The organism is Agromyces sp. NBRC 114283, assembly GCF_030268405.1.
Taxonomy (GTDB): domain Bacteria; phylum Actinomycetota; class Actinomycetes; order Actinomycetales; family Microbacteriaceae; genus Agromyces; species Agromyces mediolanus.
In genome coordinates, this window is record NZ_BSQP01000001.1 from 2,666,432 (window position 1) to 2,682,953 (window position 16,522).

The following is a 16,522-nucleotide window of genomic DNA, read 5'->3' on the forward strand; positions in this document are numbered from 1 at the left end:
ACCATCCCGTGGTTCCCTGAGCTTGTCGAAGGGAGCCCGTCGAAGGGAGCCCGTCGAAGGGAGACACCTCAGGCGTACAGCCGCTCGGGAACGTCGAGGGCGTGGATCGGCGCGCCCGATCCCCAGATCGCCGCGCAGGCGGCGCGCAGCAGGTCGATGCCGCCGTCGCCCTCGTCGACCACGACGACGCGCGCACCGTCGATCTTGACGGCCGCGCGGCCGACGCGCAGGACTCCCCCGCGACGTTCCTCGGTCTCCGGGTACGGCTCGTGCAGCCCGCGGAGATCCTCGAGGATGAAGTCGGGCCGGCTGTCGGCCTTCGCGGCGAGCAGCTGCTTCGCCCGATCGATGCCGGTGAGCACCACGGCCGAGCGGATCCCGGCGCGGCGCGCACCGAGGATGTCCGTGTCGAGCCGGTCCCCAACCATGAGCGGCACCGATGCGCCGAATCGGCGGACGGCTTCGTCGAAGATGGCCCGCTCCGGCTTGCCCGCGACGAGCGGGAAGCGTCCGACGGCGGTGTGCACGGCGGACACGAGCGTCCCGTTGCCGGGCGCGATGCCACGGGCGACGGGGATCGTCCAGTCCATGTTCGTCGCGATCCAGGGGATCCCACCGGGGACGTCCGGGCCGCCGTGCGCGTTCAGCGCGAACGCGGCCTCGGCGAGCTGCGTCCAGCCGACGTCGGGCGCGAATCCCTGCACCACGGCAGCCGGCGCGTCGTCGGCCGAACGGGTGACCCGGTAGCCGCGACGCTCGAGTTCCGTGATGATCCCCTCGCCTCCGACGACGAGGACGAGCGCGCCCGGGTCGACCTGCTCGCCGAGGAGGTGCATCGCCGCCTGCGGCGAGGTGACGACCTCGCTCGGGACGACGTCCAGGCCCAGCTCGGCCAGGTGCGCGGCGACCGAGACGTCGCTTCGGGACGCGTTGTTCGTGAGGTAGCCGACGGCGCGGCCGACCTTGGCGTGGTTGAGGCTCTCCACGGCGTGCGGGATCGCTCCGTGCCCCTGGTAGACGACGCCGTCCAAGTCCGCGAAGACCGCGTCCACGCCGTCGAGCGGCGTGGGCGCCTCAGTCTTCGCTCGGAAGAGCGCCATCGGCGTCCGACTCCCCTTCGACCTCGGTGCCCTCGGGCTCGGTGCCAGACTCGGCCTCTGCAATGGCATCGGCACCGGCTTCAGCACTGGCCTCGGCTTCAGCACCGGCCTCAGGCGCAGCGTCCTCCTCCGCCGGCCCCGGCTCCACGTGCACGTCGCCCTCGTACTCGTCCTCGTCGAGCACGAACACTTCGAAGACCTCCGACTCCGCCGGGCCGGCCAGGGCCGCCTCGGCACGCAGCGCGCGAGTGCGCCAGTCCGCGGCATCCGCCTCACGGCCCAACTCGTCGAGCACCTCGGCGTACGCCAGGAACAGCGAGGGGCTGTAGGAGAAGGCGCGATCCGGATCGAGCTGCGGGATCTCGAGCTCCGCGAGCGCCAGCTCCGTTTCGCCACGGTCGAGCCGTGCGCCGGACATCGCGATCGCGAGCGAGACCTGCACTCCCGCCGGCAGCGTCGAGCGGTCCACCGAACGTCCGAGCTCCAGCGCGCGGTCGGGACGACCCACCCCGCGTTCGCTGTCGACCATGAGCGGCAGCTGCTCGTCGCTGCCGGTGATCCGGCGATAGGTGCGCAGCTCGCGCAGCGCCAGCGCGAAGTCGCCGGTCGCGTACGCCGTGATCGCGAGCGTTTCGCGGACGACGCCGATCCGGCCACCACGACGGGATGCCGAGAGGGCATGTCGGTGCGCGAGCTCCGGATCCGTGTCGAGGAACTCGGCCGCGGCGGCCAGGTGCACGGCCACCCAGTCGGCGTTCTCCTTCGTCAGCGTGCGCAGCTCGGCGCGAGCGCTCTTCTCGAGCGACGCCGGGCGAATGTGCTCCGGCACGATCGGGTCGTCGTGACGCGGGCGGATCTGACGCATCGAGGCGCCGTGCGAGTCCGGGCGGGGCCGATCGGCCCCGGGCCGGCCGCCGCGGTCGCGATCGTCGCGCTGCTCCCACGGCTTGCGAGGCCCGCGGTCGCCATCACGGCGCGGGCCGCCGGAGCGAGCGCCATCGCGCTCCCACGGCTTGCGGTCCCCATCACGGCGGGGGCCGCCGGAACGATCGTTGTCCCAGGGCTTGCGGTCGCCATCGCGACGCGGAGCGCCAGAGCGCTCACCACCGCGTTCCCAGGGCTTGCGGTCACCATCGCGGCGCGGAGCACCGGAGCGCTCACCGCCACGACCGCCATCGCGCTCCCACGGCTTGCGGTCCCCATCACGACGGGGACCGGACGTCCGGTCCTTCTCCCACGGCTTGCGGTCACCGTCACGGCGCGGAGCGCCAGAACGCTCACCGCCGCGCTCCCACGGCTTCCGCTCGCCATCACGACGCGGGGCACCGGAACGCTCACCGCCACGACCGCCGTCACGCTCCCACGGCTTGCGATCGCCGTCGCGGCGCGGTGCGGACGCACGGTCCTTCTCCCACGGCCTCCGCTCGGAGGATCGGCGGTCGCCACCGCGCGGGCCGCTGCTGCGATCCCCGCGAGGTGCGCCGCTATCGCGACGCTGGCCTCCGTCGCGCGAGCCGTACTCGCGCTTCGGGCGTTCTGAGCGTCCCCGGTCGTCGGAGCTCCGCTCCCCATCGTTCCTGGAATCGCTCACGCTCAGCCTGCCGTCTCTTGAAGTCTCATCCGCCTCGAGGCTATCGGGCGGGCTCACATCAGTGGTGAAATGCCGAAAGGCCACCCCGGGGTTCGGGGTGGCCTTTCGTGAATGGGTGTCCGGCGGTGTCCTACTCTCCCACAGGGTCCCCCCTGCAGTACCATCGGCGCTGTCAGTCTTAGCTTCCGGGTTCGGAATGTGTCCGGGCGTTTCCCTGACGCTATGGCCGCCGTAACTCTTGCCCCGACACCAACCCGTGTTGGGTGGGTTGGTGGGGAAATCGTTCGAGCGTTGCTCTGTTCAATTTGGTGTTTTTGGTTCGTCTGTCGGGAACCACACAGTGGACGCGAGTCATCGGGCTCTACATCGTGCCTTTTGCAAACGTTGATGTAGATAGTGATTATCAAGTTATCGGCGTATTAGTACCAGTCAGCTGCACACCTTGCGGTGCTTCCACATCTGGCCTATCAACCCAGTCGTCTGGCTGGGCGCCTCTCCCCCCGAAGGGGATGGAAATCTCATCTTGAGGCCGGCTTCCCGCTTAGATGCTTTCAGCGGTTATCCATCCCGAACGTAGCTAACCAGCGGTGCTCCTGGCGGAACAACTGGCACACCAGAGGTTCGTCCAACCCGGTCCTCTCGTACTAGGGTCAGATCCTCTCAAATTTCCTGCGCGCGCAGAGGATAGGGACCGAACTGTCTCACGACGTTCTAAACCCAGCTCGCGTACCGCTTTAATGGGCGAACAGCCCAACCCTTGGGACCTACTCCAGCCCCAGGATGCGACGAGCCGACATCGAGGTGCCAAACCATGCCGTCGATATGGACTCTTGGGCAAGATCAGCCTGTTATCCCCGAGGTACCTTTTATCCGTTGAGCGACAGCGCTTCCACAAGCCACTGCCGGATCACTAGTCCCGACTTTCGTCCCTGCTCGACCTGTCAGTCTCGCAGTCAAGCTCCCTTGTGCACTTACACTCGCCACCTGATTGCCAACCAGGTTGAGGGAACCTTTGGGCGCCTCCGTTACTCTTTGGGAGGCAACCGCCCCAGTTAAACTACCCACCAGGCACTGTCCCTGAACCGGATCACGGTTCGAAGTTAGATATCCAGAGTGACCAGAGTGGTATTTCAACAATGACTCCACGAACACTGGCGTGCCCGCTTCAAAGTCTCCCACCTATCCTACACAAGCCACACCGAACACCAATACCAAGCTGTAGTAAAGGTCACGGGGTCTTTCCGTCCTTCTGCGCGTAACGAGCATCTTTACTCGTACTGCAATTTCGCCGAGTTCGCGGTTGAGACAGCTGGGAAGTCGTTACGCCATTCGTGCAGGTCGGAACTTACCCGACAAGGAATTTCGCTACCTTAGGATGGTTATAGTTACCACCGCCGTTTACTGGGGCTTAACTTCTCAGCTTCGCTCCGAAGAGCTAACCGTTCCGCTTAACCTTCCAGCACCGGGCAGGCGTCAGTCCGTATACATCGACTTGCGTCTTCGCACGGACCTGTGTTTTTAGTAAACAGTCGCTTCCCACTGGTCTCTGCGGCCTTCACGCCTTCGGCAGCAAGTGCCTACAACGATCCGGCCCCCCTTCTCCCGAAGTTACGGGGGCATTTTGCCGAGTTCCTTAACCACGATTCTCTCGATCTCCTCGGTATTCTCTACCTGACCACCTGAGTCGGTTTGGGGTACGGGCGGCTAGAACCTCGCGTCGATGCTTTTCTCGGCAGCATAGGATCACCCACTTTTTATCCGCATCACGTCTCAGCCGTAATGAGTCGCGGATTTGCCTACGACTCGGCCTACACGCTTGCCCCGGGACAACCATCGCCCGGGTTGGGCTACCTTCCTGCGTCACACCTGTTAATACGCTCACCGCACCAGACCGGGTCCCATGCTCCCCGCCACGGTGTCCCCCGAAGGGAACGATGTGACAGTTCGGATGGTTAGCATTACTGGATTGGTGTGGGCGGTTCTTCGCCGGTACGGGAATATCAACCCGTTGTCCATCGACTACGCCTGTCGGCCTCGCCTTAGGTCCCGACTTACCCAGGGCAGATTAGCTTGACCCTGGAACCCTTGGTCTTCCGGAGGACGGGTTTCTCACCCGTCTTTCGCTACTCATGCCTGCATTCTCACTCGTGTACCGTCCACGGCTGGTTTCCACCGCCGCTTCACCCGACACACGACGCTCTCCTACCCATCCACACGACTGGACCACGAAGGCCTATCGATTGTATGAATGCCACGACTTCGGTGGCGTGCTTGAGCCCCGTTACATTGTCGGCGCGGAATCACTTGACCAGTGAGCTATTACGCACTCTTTCAAGGGTGGCTGCTTCTAAGCCAACCTCCTGGTTGTCTGTGCAACTCCACATCCTTTCCCACTTAGCACGCGCTTAGGGACCTTAGTCGGTGGTCTGGGTTGTTTCCCTCTCGACGATGAAGCTTATCCCCCACCGTCTCACTGCTGCGCTCTCACTTACCGGCATTCGGAGTTTGGCTGACGTCAGTAACCTGTTGAGGCCCATCGGCCATCCAGTAGCTCTACCTCCGGCAAGAAACACGCAACGCTGCACCTAAATGCATTTCGGAGAGAACCAGCTATCACGAAGTTTGATTGGCCTTTCACCCCTATCCACAGCTCATCCCCTCAGTTTTCAACCTAAGTGGGTTCGGTCCTCCACGACGTCTTACCGTCGCTTCAACCTGGCCATGGATAGATCACTTCGCTTCGGGTCTAGGACCTGCGACTGAATCGCCCTATTCAGACTCGCTTTCGCTCCGGCTACCCCACACGGGTTAACCTCGCCACAGATCACTAACTCGCAGGCTCATTCTTCAAAAGGCACGCCGTCACCCCAACACGGGAGCTCCGACGGTTTGTAAGCAAACGGTTTCAGGTACTATTTCACTCCCCTCCCGGGGTACTTTTCACCTTTCCCTCACGGTACTTGTCCGCTATCGGTCATCTGGGAGTATTTAGGCTTATCAGGTGGTCCTGACAGATTCACACGGGATTTCTCGGGCCCCGTGCTACTTGGGATCCCTCTCCGGCCGGCCAGGCATTTCGACTACGGGACTCACACCCACTCCGGTCCGCCTTTCAATGCGGTTCGTCTATACCTGACGCGTCACCGTGGCTGTCCGGCAGAACAGCCCGAAAGGTCCCACAACCCCGACCATGCAACCCCTGCCGGGTATCACACATGACCGGTTTAGCCTCATCCGCGTTCGCTCGCCACTACTTACGGAATCACTGTTGTTTTCTCTTCCTGTGGGTACTGAGATGTTTCACTTCCCCACGTTCCCTCTACCCGCCCTATATATTCAGGCGGGAGTCACCAGGTCACCCAAAGGGCCTGGCGGGGTTTCCCCATTCGGAAATCCTCGGATCACAGCTCGTTTATCAGCTCCCCGAGGCTTATCGCAGATTACGACGTCCTTCTTCGGCTCCAGATGCCAAGGCATCCACCGTTTGCTCTTAGAAACTTGAAATCACATGAGTTCAGAAACCACCAACCCCAAAAGGGCCGGCGGTGACCAATGATTAGTCGAACGCACCCCCAAAAGGGCACGTCCTACGAATCTTTGTGATCGACACTCCCGAAAGAGCGTCAATCTAAGATGCTCGCGTCCACTATGTAGTTCTCAACAGACGAACAGCACCCCCACACCCGCCCACCACAGTGAGCATCGGCAGAGGCCTGCAAGAAACCAGCCACCCCCAATCGGGGGCTGCGCCCGGTCCCTCAGGACCCAACAGCGTGCACGTACCCGCCCGGCCAGCCCCAACCGTTCCAACCCTCCCAAAAGAAGGCGTACTAGATCTGAACCATTCAGACGAGCACCTATGTCAATGTTCCACCCATGAGCAACCAGTGAGAACGTTCGCCTCAATCTGGCTGACCTGGAACCAGCAAGCTGATCCAGTGCTCCTTAGAAAGGAGGTGATCCAGCCGCACCTTCCGGTACGGCTACCTTGTTACGACTTAGTCCTAATCACCGATCCCACCTTCGACGGCTCCCTCCACAAGGGTTAGGCCACCGGCTTCGGGTGTTACCGACTTTCATGACTTGACGGGCGGTGTGTACAAGGCCCGGGAACGTATTCACCGCAGCGTTGCTGATCTGCGATTACTAGCGACTCCGACTTCATGAGGTCGAGTTGCAGACCTCAATCCGAACTGAGACCGGCTTTTTGGGATTCGCTCCGCCTTACGACATCGCAGCCCTTTGTACCGGCCATTGTAGCATGCGTGAAGCCCAAGACATAAGGGGCATGATGATTTGACGTCATCCCCACCTTCCTCCGAGTTGACCCCGGCAGTCTCACATGAGTCCCCACCATAACGTGCTGGCAACATGCGACGAGGGTTGCGCTCGTTGCGGGACTTAACCCAACATCTCACGACACGAGCTGACGACAACCATGCACCACCTGTTCACGAGTGTCCAAAGAGTTGACCATTTCTGGCCCGTTCTCGTGTATGTCAAGCCTTGGTAAGGTTCTTCGCGTTGCATCGAATTAATCCGCATGCTCCGCCGCTTGTGCGGGCCCCCGTCAATTCCTTTGAGTTTTAGCCTTGCGGCCGTACTCCCCAGGCGGGGCGCTTAATGCGTTAGCTACGACACGGAAACCGTGGAAAGGTCCCCACATCTAGCGCCCAACGTTTACGGCGTGGACTACCAGGGTATCTAATCCTGTTCGCTCCCCACGCTTTCGCTCCTCAGCGTCAGTAAGTGCCCAGAGACCTGCCTTCGCCATCGGTGTTCCTCCTGATATCTGCGCATTCCACCGCTACACCAGGAATTCCAGTCTCCCCTACACCACTCAAGTCTGCCCGTACCCACTGCAGGCTAGAGGTTGAGCCTCTAGTTTTCACAGCAGACGCGACAAACCGCCTACGAGCTCTTTACGCCCAATAATTCCGGACAACGCTCGGACCCTACGTATTACCGCGGCTGCTGGCACGTAGTTAGCCGGTCCTTTTTCTGCAGGTACCGTCACCCGAAGGCTTCTTCCCTACTAAAAGCGGTTTACAACCCGAAGGCCGTCATCCCGCACGCGGCGTTGCTGCATCAGGCTTGCGCCCATTGTGCAATATTCCCCACTGCTGCCTCCCGTAGGAGTCTGGGCCGTGTCTCAGTCCCAGTGTGGCCGGTCACCCTCTCAGGCCGGCTACCCGTCGACGCCTTGGTGAGCCATTACCTCACCAACAAGCTGATAGGCCGCGAGTCCATCCCAAACCGAAAAACTTTCCACCCCACACCATGCGGTGCAAGGTCCTATCCGGTATTAGCTCCGATTTCTCGAAGTTATCCCAGAGTCCAGGGCAGGTTACTCACGTGTTACTCACCCGTTCGCCACTAATCCCCCAGAGCAAGCTCCAAGTTCATCGTTCGACTTGCATGTGTTAAGCACGCCGCCAGCGTTCGTCCTGAGCCAGGATCAAACTCTCCAAAAAAAAATGATTCAGACCAGACCCGAAAGCCCGACCCAGAGTTTGTTCACTGACAGAGAAACAACTGACTCGAAAATCAAATTGTCCATCAATCAAAGGAATCCCACCTGCCGAAACAGGCTGGGGTTCAATAAATTGGCATTGAACATAGTGCACGCTGTTGAGTTCTCAAGAAACGGACGCACCCGCTTCACGACGTCAGACGCCGCTCATTCGGAGCAATCGTTCTTCACCCGGGCATCCTGAAAGGACGGAACCGAATGCTTCGAGAACAGAAGGAAGAACCTTCATGTCTCGGGATTGTTCTGCCACCTCGAAGCGGTGAGCTTCTCGCTCTTCCCGCTGCTGTGGGGCAACAGATGAATACTTTACGGAGATCGCCACCTCCCCGCAACTTCGCCCCGCATCCCGGGCGTGTCGCGCATTCGGCTGCCGCCGATGCGACACGGAAGTGCCGGATCAGCGCCGGATTCCGGGCTGCGCGAGCCGGAACACGAGGCGGGCTCGAGGACCGCTCCCCGGACGCGAATCGGCCCCGCCTCCGAGATGGAGACGGGGCCGATTCGAGGATTCGCGCGAATCAGACGACGAAGATGCCGGCGAGGGTCTTCTTGCCGCGCCGCAGCACGGCCATGCCGCCCGGCGCGACCCGCCCTTCGAGTGTCGCCTTCTCGTCGTCGACGCGGACGTTGTCGAGCGAGACCCCGCCCTGGGTGATCGCGCGGCGCGCCTCGCTCGCACTGGCGACCAGCCCGGTGTCGACGAGCAGCTGGGCGATCGGCGCATCCGGCGAGGTCGTCGTGTTCGGCAGCTCGCGCAGCGCGGACTCGAGGGTCGCGGCATCCAGTTCCAAGAGCTCGCCCTGCCCGAACAGCGCCTGCGATGCCGCGATGACCGCGGCCGTGGCCTCCGCCCCGTGCACCATCGTCGTCACCTCGTGCGCCAGCACCCGCTGCGCCTCGCGACGGAACGGCTCGCGCTCGACGAGCTCCGCCAGCTCCTCGATGCGGGCACGGCTCAAGAAGGTGAACACCTTCAGGCGCTGCACGACGTCGGCGTCGTCGGTGTTGAGCCAGAACTGGTAGAAGCGGTACGGGCTGCACATGGCCGGATCGAGCCAGATGGCGTTGCCCTCGCTCTTGCCGAACTTCGTGCCGTCGGCGTTCGTGATGAGCGGGGTGCCGATCGCGTGCACCGAGGTGCTCTCGACGCGGTGGATGAGGTCCGTGCCGCTCGTGAGGTTGCCCCACTGGTCGCTGCCGCCCGTCTGGAGCACGCAGTCGTACTGGCGGAAGAGCTCGAGGTAGTCGTAGCCCTGCAGGATCTGGTAGCTGAACTCCGTGTAGCTGATGCCGGCGTCCGAGTTCAACCGCGACGCGACCGCGTCCTTCTTCAGCATGGTGCCGACGCGGTAGTACTTGCCGATGTCGCGCAGGAAGTCGATGGCGCTGAGGTCGGCGGTCCAGTCGAGGTTGTTGACGAGACGCACCGCGCTCGGACCCTCGGCCGAGAGGAATCGGCTGACCTGCGCCTGCAGGAAGCCCACCCACTCCGAGACGGTCTCCTTCGTGTTGAGCACGCGCTCGGCCGTGGGCCTGGGGTCTCCGATGAGCCCGGTCGATCCGCCCACCAGCCCGAGCGGGCGGTGGCCGGCCAGCTGGAGCCGGCGCATCGTGAGCAGCTGCACCAAGTTGCCGAGGTGCAGGCTCGGCGCCGTGGGGTCGAACCCGCAGTAATACGTGATCGGCTCGCCGGAAAGGAGCTCTTTCAACGCAGCCTGGTCGGTCGACACGTGCACGAGGCCGCGCCAGACGAGCTCGTCCCAGACGTCCTCGAAGGAGGCGTCGTTCTGCTGGGTCGCGAGGATCTCGGGATCTGACACCACGTCAGGCTACCAGCGGAGAGATTCAGGATGGGTCGCTAACTGATCCGTGATTAATGCTCTATCCTTATGGTGGATGACGCGGTCGCTCCGGCCGCTCGTCCCGACCCCGAGGAGCACCGTGATCGTCGTCACCGCCGACCAGGTCGCGAGCCGCACGCGGCCCGATCTCACCGCCGGCGAGCGCGACCGCCTCCAAGCCGCGTACGGCGAACGCCTGCTGCTGCCGGTCGCGCGGAACGCCGGGGACGAGCTGCAACTCCTGAGCGACGACCCGGGCGTCATCGTCGACATCGTCCTCGAGCTCGTGCGTTCGGGCGACTGGAGCGTCGGGGTGGGCGTCGGCGAGGTCCGTGAACCGCTGCCGGACGACATCCGGGAGGCGAGCGGCGCGGCGTTCTTCGCCGCGAGGGACGCGGTCGAGCGCGCCAAGAAGAGCTCGCCGCGCTTCGCGATCGGGGCCGCCTCCGCGGACGCCGCCCACGTCGAGGCGCTGTTCCGGCTCGCCCTCGTGCTCCGGGACCGGCGCTCCCCCGAAGGCTGGGAAGTCTACGACCGCCTCCGCGCCGGCGCCCGCCAGACCGACATCGCCGACGAGTTGGGCGTCAGCGCCCCCGCGATCAGCGCGAGGATGAAGTCGGCGAACATCCGCACCGAGCTCGACGCCCTCCCCGCGCTCGCCCGCCTGCTCGAACTCCTCGATGCCGCATCCGGCTCCGACGCCCCGATGGAAGGACGACCGTGACCACCTGGTACCTCGGCGAACTGCTCGGATGGATCCTGCTCGCGCTCGCACTGGGCGCTGCGACCGTCTTCGCGGTGCTCGCCTACTGGCGGCCCCGACGCCTGCACCTCTGGCTCGCAGCCGGTGCGCTCGCGCTCGCACTCGTCGCCGCGGCGAGCCTGCCCTCCCCTGCCCCGCTCGGCATCGGCGTGCTGACCTCGGCGGCGGCGATCGCCGTCGCGGTGTTCGGCGGCGGCCCCGCGGCCGCCGTCGCGCTCGACCTCGCGATGGGCGGCTCGGTGCGGCAAGGGCTGCACGGCGGCATCCTCGTGGACGCCAAGCACGGCGAGGATGCCGCGGGCGCTCGTCCGGCGCAGCGCGAAGTGCTGCGCGGCGGACGCACGATCGGGGTGCTCGAGCGGCTCGCGACGGCCGGGGCGATCGTCGCCGGCTTCCCCGAGGCGCTCGCGATCGTCGTCGCGGTGAAGGGCGTCGGCCGATTCACCGAGCTCGAGGCCCCGGAAGCGCGGGAGCGCTTCATCATCGGCACCCTCGCGAGCCTCATCTGGGCCGCCGCCGCCGGGCTCGTCGCCCACCTCGTGCTGCGCTGAAGCCGGGCGCGAGTCCGCTCAGGCGTGCGCGCCGGCGTGCCGGCGGTACGGGGAGACGCCGGGATCTCCCGGGATCCAGAACCGCCACGGATACGCGGTACCGCCGCCGGCCCCGTTCACGCCGGTGCGCGGTCCCGTCGCGAAGGCGACGGGCGCGCTCGGCACGCGGAGCTCGAACGGCGGCGCCAGCAGGTCGGCGCCCGTCGCCGCGAGCGGCACGCCGAGCGCCATGGCGAGCCGCGCGGGTCCGCGGGCGAGGTCCCGATCGGATGCCCCGCCGCGACGCACCCGCGCGAGCTCGATTCCCTCGACCACGGTGGCGCCGCGAAGCAGCACGGCCGAGGCCTCGCCTGCCGGCCGGGACACGATGTTCAGGCAGGTGTGCATGCCGTAGCTGAAGTAGGCGTAGAGGTGCGCGGCCTCGCCGAACATCACCGCGGTGCGCGGCGTGAGCCCGCGATTCGCGTGCGAGCCGGGATCCTCGCCGACGCCGCGGTACGCCTCGACCTCGGAGAGGCGGATCGCGACCCGGCCTTCGGGCGTCTGGTGGCTGAGCACGGCGCCGAGCAGCAGCGGCGCGAGCTCGACGGGGTCGCGCTCGAAGAAGGAGCGCGACGCCGTCATGAGCTCGCTCAGCGCACGGCCTCCGGGAGCTGCCCCACGAGCTGGCGGACGCGATCGGCGAGCGCCGAGAGCTGCTCGGCGACGCGCGCGGGCGCCGTGCCGCCGATGCCGTCGCGACTCGCGACCGAGCCCTCGACCGAGAGCACCTCGCGCACCTCGGGAACCAGGTGCGGCGAGACCGCGGCGAGCTGGGCGTCGTCCAGGTCTTCGAGGCCGACGCCGCGCTCCTCCGCGGCACGGACGAGCGCGCCCGTGATCTCGTGCGCGTCGCGGAACGGCACGTGGCGCTTCACCAGCCACTCGGCGACATCCGTCGCCAGAGAGAAGCCGGCGGGCGCGAGCTCCGCCATCCGCTCGGTGTGGAAGGTCAGCGTCGCGACCATGCCGGTGAAGGCCGGGAGGAGCACATCGAGCGTCTCGACGGAGTCGAAGACGGGCTCCTTGTCCTCCTGGAGATCGCGGTTGTATGCGAGCGGCAGCGCCTTGAGTGTCGCCAGCAGGCCGGTGAGGTTGCCGATGAGGCGTCCGGACTTGCCGCGAGCGAGCTCCGCGATGTCGGGGTTCTTCTTCTGCGGCATGATTGACGAGCCCGTCGAGTAGCCGTCGTCGAGGGTCACGAAGCCGAACTCGCGGGTGTTCCAGAGGATGATCTCCTCGGAGATGCGCGAGAGGTCGATGCCGATGAGGGCCGCGACGAAGGCGAACTCCGCGACGACGTCGCGGCTCGCCGTGCCGTCGATCGAGTTCGGCGCGGGGCTCGCGAGGCCGAGATCGCTCGCCACGGCGGCGGCGTCCAGTCCGAGGGTCGAGCCGGCCAGCGCTCCCCCGCCGTACGGCGAGACGTCGGCGCGCTTCGTCCAGTCGACGAGTCGCTCGAGGTCGCGCGAGAGTGCCCAGCCGTGCGCGAGCAGGTGGTGCGCGAGCAGCACCGGCTGCGCGTGCTGCAGGTGCGTGCGGCCCGGCATGATCGCCGAGGGGTGGGCGTCGGCCTGCGCGACGAGCGCGTCGATCAGGTGCACCAGTTCGCGGCCGATGACGGCGGCGTGATCCTTCAGGTACAGGCGCACGAGCGTCGCGATCTGGTCGTTCCGGCTGCGCCCCGCGCGGAGCTTGCCGCCGAGCTCGGGGCCGACGACCTCGATGAGCGCCGCCTCGAGCGCGCCGTGCACGTCCTCGTCGGACTCGGCGGCGACGAGCTCGCCCGTCTCGATGCGCGCTTCGAGCGCGTCGAGACCGGCGAGCATGCCGTCGAGCTCGGCCGGCTGCAGGTACCCCGCGGCGGCGAGCGCGCGGGCGTGCGCCCGGGAACCGGCGAGGTCGTAGCGGGCGAGCTGCCAGTCGAAGTGCGTCGACTTGGACAGCCGGGCGAGCTCGGGCGAGGGGCCGCTCGCGAAGCGGGCTCCCCAGAGCGAGCCCTCGTTCGTGCCGTGCGCCTCGGCGTTCGTGCCGTCGGTCATCGTGCCTCCTCCTGCTTCGCGAGCAGCCAGACCAGCAGCGCCTTCTGCGCGTGCAGCCGGTTCTCGGCCTCGTCCCAGACGACGGACTGCGGCCCGTCGATGACCTCGGCGTCGACCTCGACCCCGCGGTACGCGGGCAGGCAGTGCAGGAACACCGCCTCGGCGTCGGCCTCGGCCATGAGCCGCGCGGTCACCCGGTAGTCGCCGAAGGTCGCGAGCCGCTCGGCCTTCTCGCTCTCCTGGCCCATGGAGACCCAGGTGTCGGTGACGATCACATCGGCGCCGCGCGCCGCGGCCGAGGCATCCGTCGTCACGGTCACCGAACCGCCCGTCTGCCCAGCGATGCGCTCGGCGTCGGCGACCAGGTCGGCCCGCGGCGCGTAGTCGGCCGGGGCGGCGATGCGCACGTGCATCCCGGCCGTCGCGCCGCCGAGCAGGTACGAGTGCGCCATGTTGTTCGCCCCGTCGCCGAAGTAGGCGAGGGTGAGCCCGGCGAGCTCGCCCTTGCGCTCGCGCACGGTCTGCAGGTCCGCGAGGATCTGGCAGGGGTGGAAGTCGTCGGAGAGGGCGTTCACGACGGGAACCGTGGTGCCCGCCGCCATCTCCTCGAGCCCCGACTGGGCGTAGGTGCGCCACACGACCGCGGAGACCATCCGCTCGAGGACGCGGGCGGTGTCGGCGACCGACTCCTTGCCGCCCAGCTGGCTCTCGGAGGAGCTGATCACGAGCGGCACGCCGCCGAGGTCGGCGATGCCGACCGAGAAGGAGACGCGGGTGCGGGTGGAGGTCTTGTCGAACAGCACGGCGACCGTCTGCGGGCCGGCGAGCGGCCGCTCGGCGTAGCGATCGGCTTTGAGCCGGGCGGCGAGCTCGAGCACCTCGGCCTGCTCGGCCGGGCTCAGATCGTCGTCGCGGAGGAAGTGGCGGGTCATCGGCATCCGTTCGTTGCGTGCGGTCATCCGGCGACGGCGGCGAGCGCGCGGCCGAACCGCGCCTCGAACTCGTCGAGCTCCGCGTCGCCGATCGTGAGCGGCGGCGCGATCCGGATGGTGTGGTCGTTAGCGGCGTTCACGATGAGCCCCTCGCGCATCGCCTCGGCGACGACGGCCTGGGCCGCCGGTTCGGCGAGGCCGACGCCGACGAGGAGCCCGCGCCCGCGGACGCCGGAAACGAGGGACGAGCCGAGGCCGAGCACGCGCTCGCGCAGCTCGATCCCACGCCGCGCGGCGTTCTCGACGAGCCCGGCGCGCTCGATCTCGCCGAGCACCGCGTTCGCGACCGCGGTCGCGAGCGGGTTGCCGCCGAAGGTCGAGCCGTGCATGCCCTTCTGGTACAGCTCCGAGGCGGCACCGAAGGTGACCAGGCCGCCGATCGGGAAGCCGCCGCCGACCCCCTTCGCGACCGTGATGGCGTCGGGTGTGATGCCCGCGTGCTGGAAGCCGAACCAGGCGCCGGTGCGGCCCGCACCGGTCTGGATCTCGTCGACGATGAGCAGGGCGCCGTGCCGGCTGGTGAGCTCCCGGGCCGCCTCGAGGTAGCCCTCCGGCAGCTCGACCACGCCGGCCTCCCCTTGGATCGGCTCCAGGATCAGCGCGGAGACCGCGTCGTCGACGGATGCCTCGAGCGCCTCGATCGTCGCGGGGATGTGCTCGACGCCGCCAGGCAGAGGCTCGAAGGCCTGACGCATCTGCGGCTTGCCGGTGAGGGCGAGCGAACCCATGGTGCGCCCGTGGAACGCGTCGACGAGCGCGAGCACCCGCGTTCGCGCGCCGCCGCCGTTGTTGAGTCGCGCGAGTTTGAAGGCCGCCTCGTTCGCCTCGGCGCCCGAGTTGCCGAACCAGGCCCGGCCCGCGTCGCCCGCGCCGGCGAGTCGCACGATCCGCTCGGCGAGCTCGAGCGCCGGCTCGGTCGTGAAGTAGTTCGACACGTGCGCGAGCTTCGCCGCCTGCTCGGACACCGCCTGCACGAACACCGGGTGCGCGTGGCCGAGGGCGTTCACGGCGATGCCGGCGAGGAAGTCGAGGTAGCGGGTGCCCTGGTCGTCCCAGACCCACGCGCCCTCGCCCCGCTCGAGCTTCGCGAGCGGGAGCCCGATCGAGCGCATGATGCGCGCTTCGAAGCGCGGCTGCCAGGCGGTCATGCCGCGGTCTCCTTCGTCGTCGCCGGCACGACCTCCGTGCCGGAGCCCTGGGTGGTGAACACCTCGAGCAGGATCGAGTGCGGCTCCCGGCCGTCGATGATCGCGGCCTTCGCGACCCCGCCGTGCACCGCTTCGAGGCACGCGGTCATCTTCGGGATCATGCCGGACTCGAGCGAGGGCAGCAGCGCCGCGAGCTCGTCGGCGTCGATCACCGATACGAGCGAATCGCGGTTCGGCCAGTCGCGGTAGAGGCCCGCGACGTCCGTGAGGATGACGAGCTTCGCCGCGCCGAGCGCGACCGCCAGCGAGGCAGCCGCGGAGTCGGCGTTCACGTTGAGCGACTGCCCGGGGTGCTCGCCGTCGGGCGCGATCGAGGAGACCACCGGGATCTGCCCCGCCGCGAGCTGCGCGAGCACGGGCGCCGGGTCGACCGCGACCACGTCGCCGACGAGGCCGAGGTCGACCTCTTCGCCGTCGACGACGGCACCGCGGCGGCGGCCGGTGAAGAGGCCCGCATCCTCGCCCGAGAGCCCGGAGGCGAGCGGGCCGTGCTCGTTGATGAGGCTCACGAGCTCCCGGTTCACCTGCCCGGAGAGCACCATCCGCACGACGTCCATCGTCTCGGGCGTCGTCACCCGGTATCCCCCGCGGAACTCGCTCTCGATGCCGAGCCGGCCGAGCATCGAGGAGATCTGCGGGCCACCGCCGTGCACGACGACGGGCTTCACACCCGCGTAGCGGAGGTAGACCATGTCCTCGGCGAAGGCGCGCTGGAGCTCGGGGCTCACCATCGCGTTGCCACCGAACTTCACGACGATCGTCTCGCCGTGGAAGCGCTTCAGCCACGGCAGGGAGTCGATCAGGGTCTGCGCCTTCGACGCGGCATCCGCGTCTGCGCCGGAATCGCGCTGCTCCGTCATGC

Annotated in this window: 10 protein-coding genes and 3 rRNA genes; 2 read left to right on the plus strand and 11 right to left on the minus strand. The window is 66.7% G+C overall.

Going from position 1 to position 16,522, the window contains the following annotated elements; translation table 11 throughout:
- Nucleotides 1-68: 68 nt before the first annotated feature.
- From QSJ60_RS12890 to tyrS, 6 genes are all read right to left on the minus strand, one after another.
- The gene (locus QSJ60_RS12890; protein WP_285463858.1) at nt 69-1,100 is read right to left on the minus strand and encodes an HAD-IIA family hydrolase; all 1,032 of its coding nucleotides are present in this window, start codon (nt 1,098-1,100) and stop codon (nt 69-71) included.
- Nucleotides 1,075-2,748 carry a primosomal protein gene (locus QSJ60_RS12895; RefSeq protein ID WP_285463859.1) on the minus strand — a complete coding sequence of 558 codons (1,674 nt, stop codon included), beginning with the start codon at nt 2,746-2,748 and terminating at the stop codon, nt 1,075-1,077. The genes QSJ60_RS12890 and QSJ60_RS12895 overlap by 26 nt, the downstream gene beginning before the upstream one ends.
- Before the next feature lie 60 nt (nt 2,749-2,808).
- A 5S ribosomal RNA gene (gene rrf, locus QSJ60_RS12900) occupies nt 2,809-2,925 on the minus strand.
- 165 nt (nt 2,926-3,090) lie between these two features.
- Nucleotides 3,091-6,195, minus strand: a 23S ribosomal RNA gene (locus QSJ60_RS12905).
- Between the two features lie 445 nt (nt 6,196-6,640).
- Nucleotides 6,641-8,165, minus strand: a 16S ribosomal RNA gene (locus tag QSJ60_RS12910).
- Together the 16S, 23S and 5S rRNA genes form the textbook arrangement of a ribosomal RNA operon.
- 577 nt (nt 8,166-8,742) lie before the next feature.
- Nucleotides 8,743-10,044 (minus strand): tyrosine--tRNA ligase, encoded by a 1,302-nt coding sequence (gene tyrS, locus QSJ60_RS12915; protein WP_285463860.1) that lies wholly within the window; start codon nt 10,042-10,044, stop codon nt 8,743-8,745.
- Between the two features lie 76 nt (nt 10,045-10,120).
- Here tyrS and QSJ60_RS12920 point away from each other — a divergent pair, with 76 nt between their 5' ends.
- Both QSJ60_RS12920 and QSJ60_RS12925 read left to right on the plus strand, forming a co-directional pair.
- Nucleotides 10,121-10,789: a DNA-binding protein gene (locus QSJ60_RS12920; protein ID WP_285463861.1), complete on the plus strand. Its 669-nt coding sequence runs from the start codon at nt 10,121-10,123 to the stop codon at nt 10,787-10,789.
- Complete coding sequence (locus QSJ60_RS12925; protein ID WP_230766669.1) at nt 10,786-11,379, plus strand: hypothetical protein; 594 nt, start codon at nt 10,786-10,788, stop codon at nt 11,377-11,379. The genes QSJ60_RS12920 and QSJ60_RS12925 overlap by 4 nt, the downstream gene beginning before the upstream one ends.
- Nucleotides 11,380-11,397: 18 nt before the next feature.
- Here QSJ60_RS12925 and QSJ60_RS12930 read toward each other — a convergent pair whose 3' ends face one another.
- The 5 genes from QSJ60_RS12930 to argB are packed head-to-tail and all read right to left on the minus strand — an operon-like array spanning nt 11,398 to nt 16,520.
- Nucleotides 11,398-12,003: a DNA-3-methyladenine glycosylase gene (locus tag QSJ60_RS12930; RefSeq protein WP_285463862.1), complete on the minus strand. Its 606-nt coding sequence runs from the start codon at nt 12,001-12,003 to the stop codon at nt 11,398-11,400.
- Nucleotides 12,004-12,011: 8 nt separating this feature from the next.
- Nucleotides 12,012-13,460, minus strand: a complete 1,449-nt coding sequence (argH, locus tag QSJ60_RS12935; RefSeq protein ID WP_285463863.1) for an argininosuccinate lyase — start codon at nt 13,458-13,460, stop codon at nt 12,012-12,014.
- On the minus strand, nt 13,457-14,392 hold the full coding sequence (gene argF / locus QSJ60_RS12940) for an ornithine carbamoyltransferase (RefSeq protein ID WP_285465325.1): 936 nt from the start codon (nt 14,390-14,392) through the stop codon (nt 13,457-13,459). The genes argH and argF overlap by 4 nt, the downstream gene beginning before the upstream one ends.
- Nucleotides 14,393-14,415: 23 nt before the next feature.
- Nucleotides 14,416-15,600, minus strand: a complete 1,185-nt coding sequence (locus tag QSJ60_RS12945) for an acetylornithine transaminase (protein ID WP_285463864.1) — start codon at nt 15,598-15,600, stop codon at nt 14,416-14,418.
- Nucleotides 15,597-16,520, minus strand: coding sequence for an acetylglutamate kinase (gene argB, locus QSJ60_RS12950; protein WP_230766653.1), 924 nt, complete (start codon nt 16,518-16,520; stop codon nt 15,597-15,599). Before argB ends, QSJ60_RS12945 begins: the two co-directional genes overlap by 4 nt.
- Nucleotides 16,521-16,522: the final 2 nt, after the last annotated feature.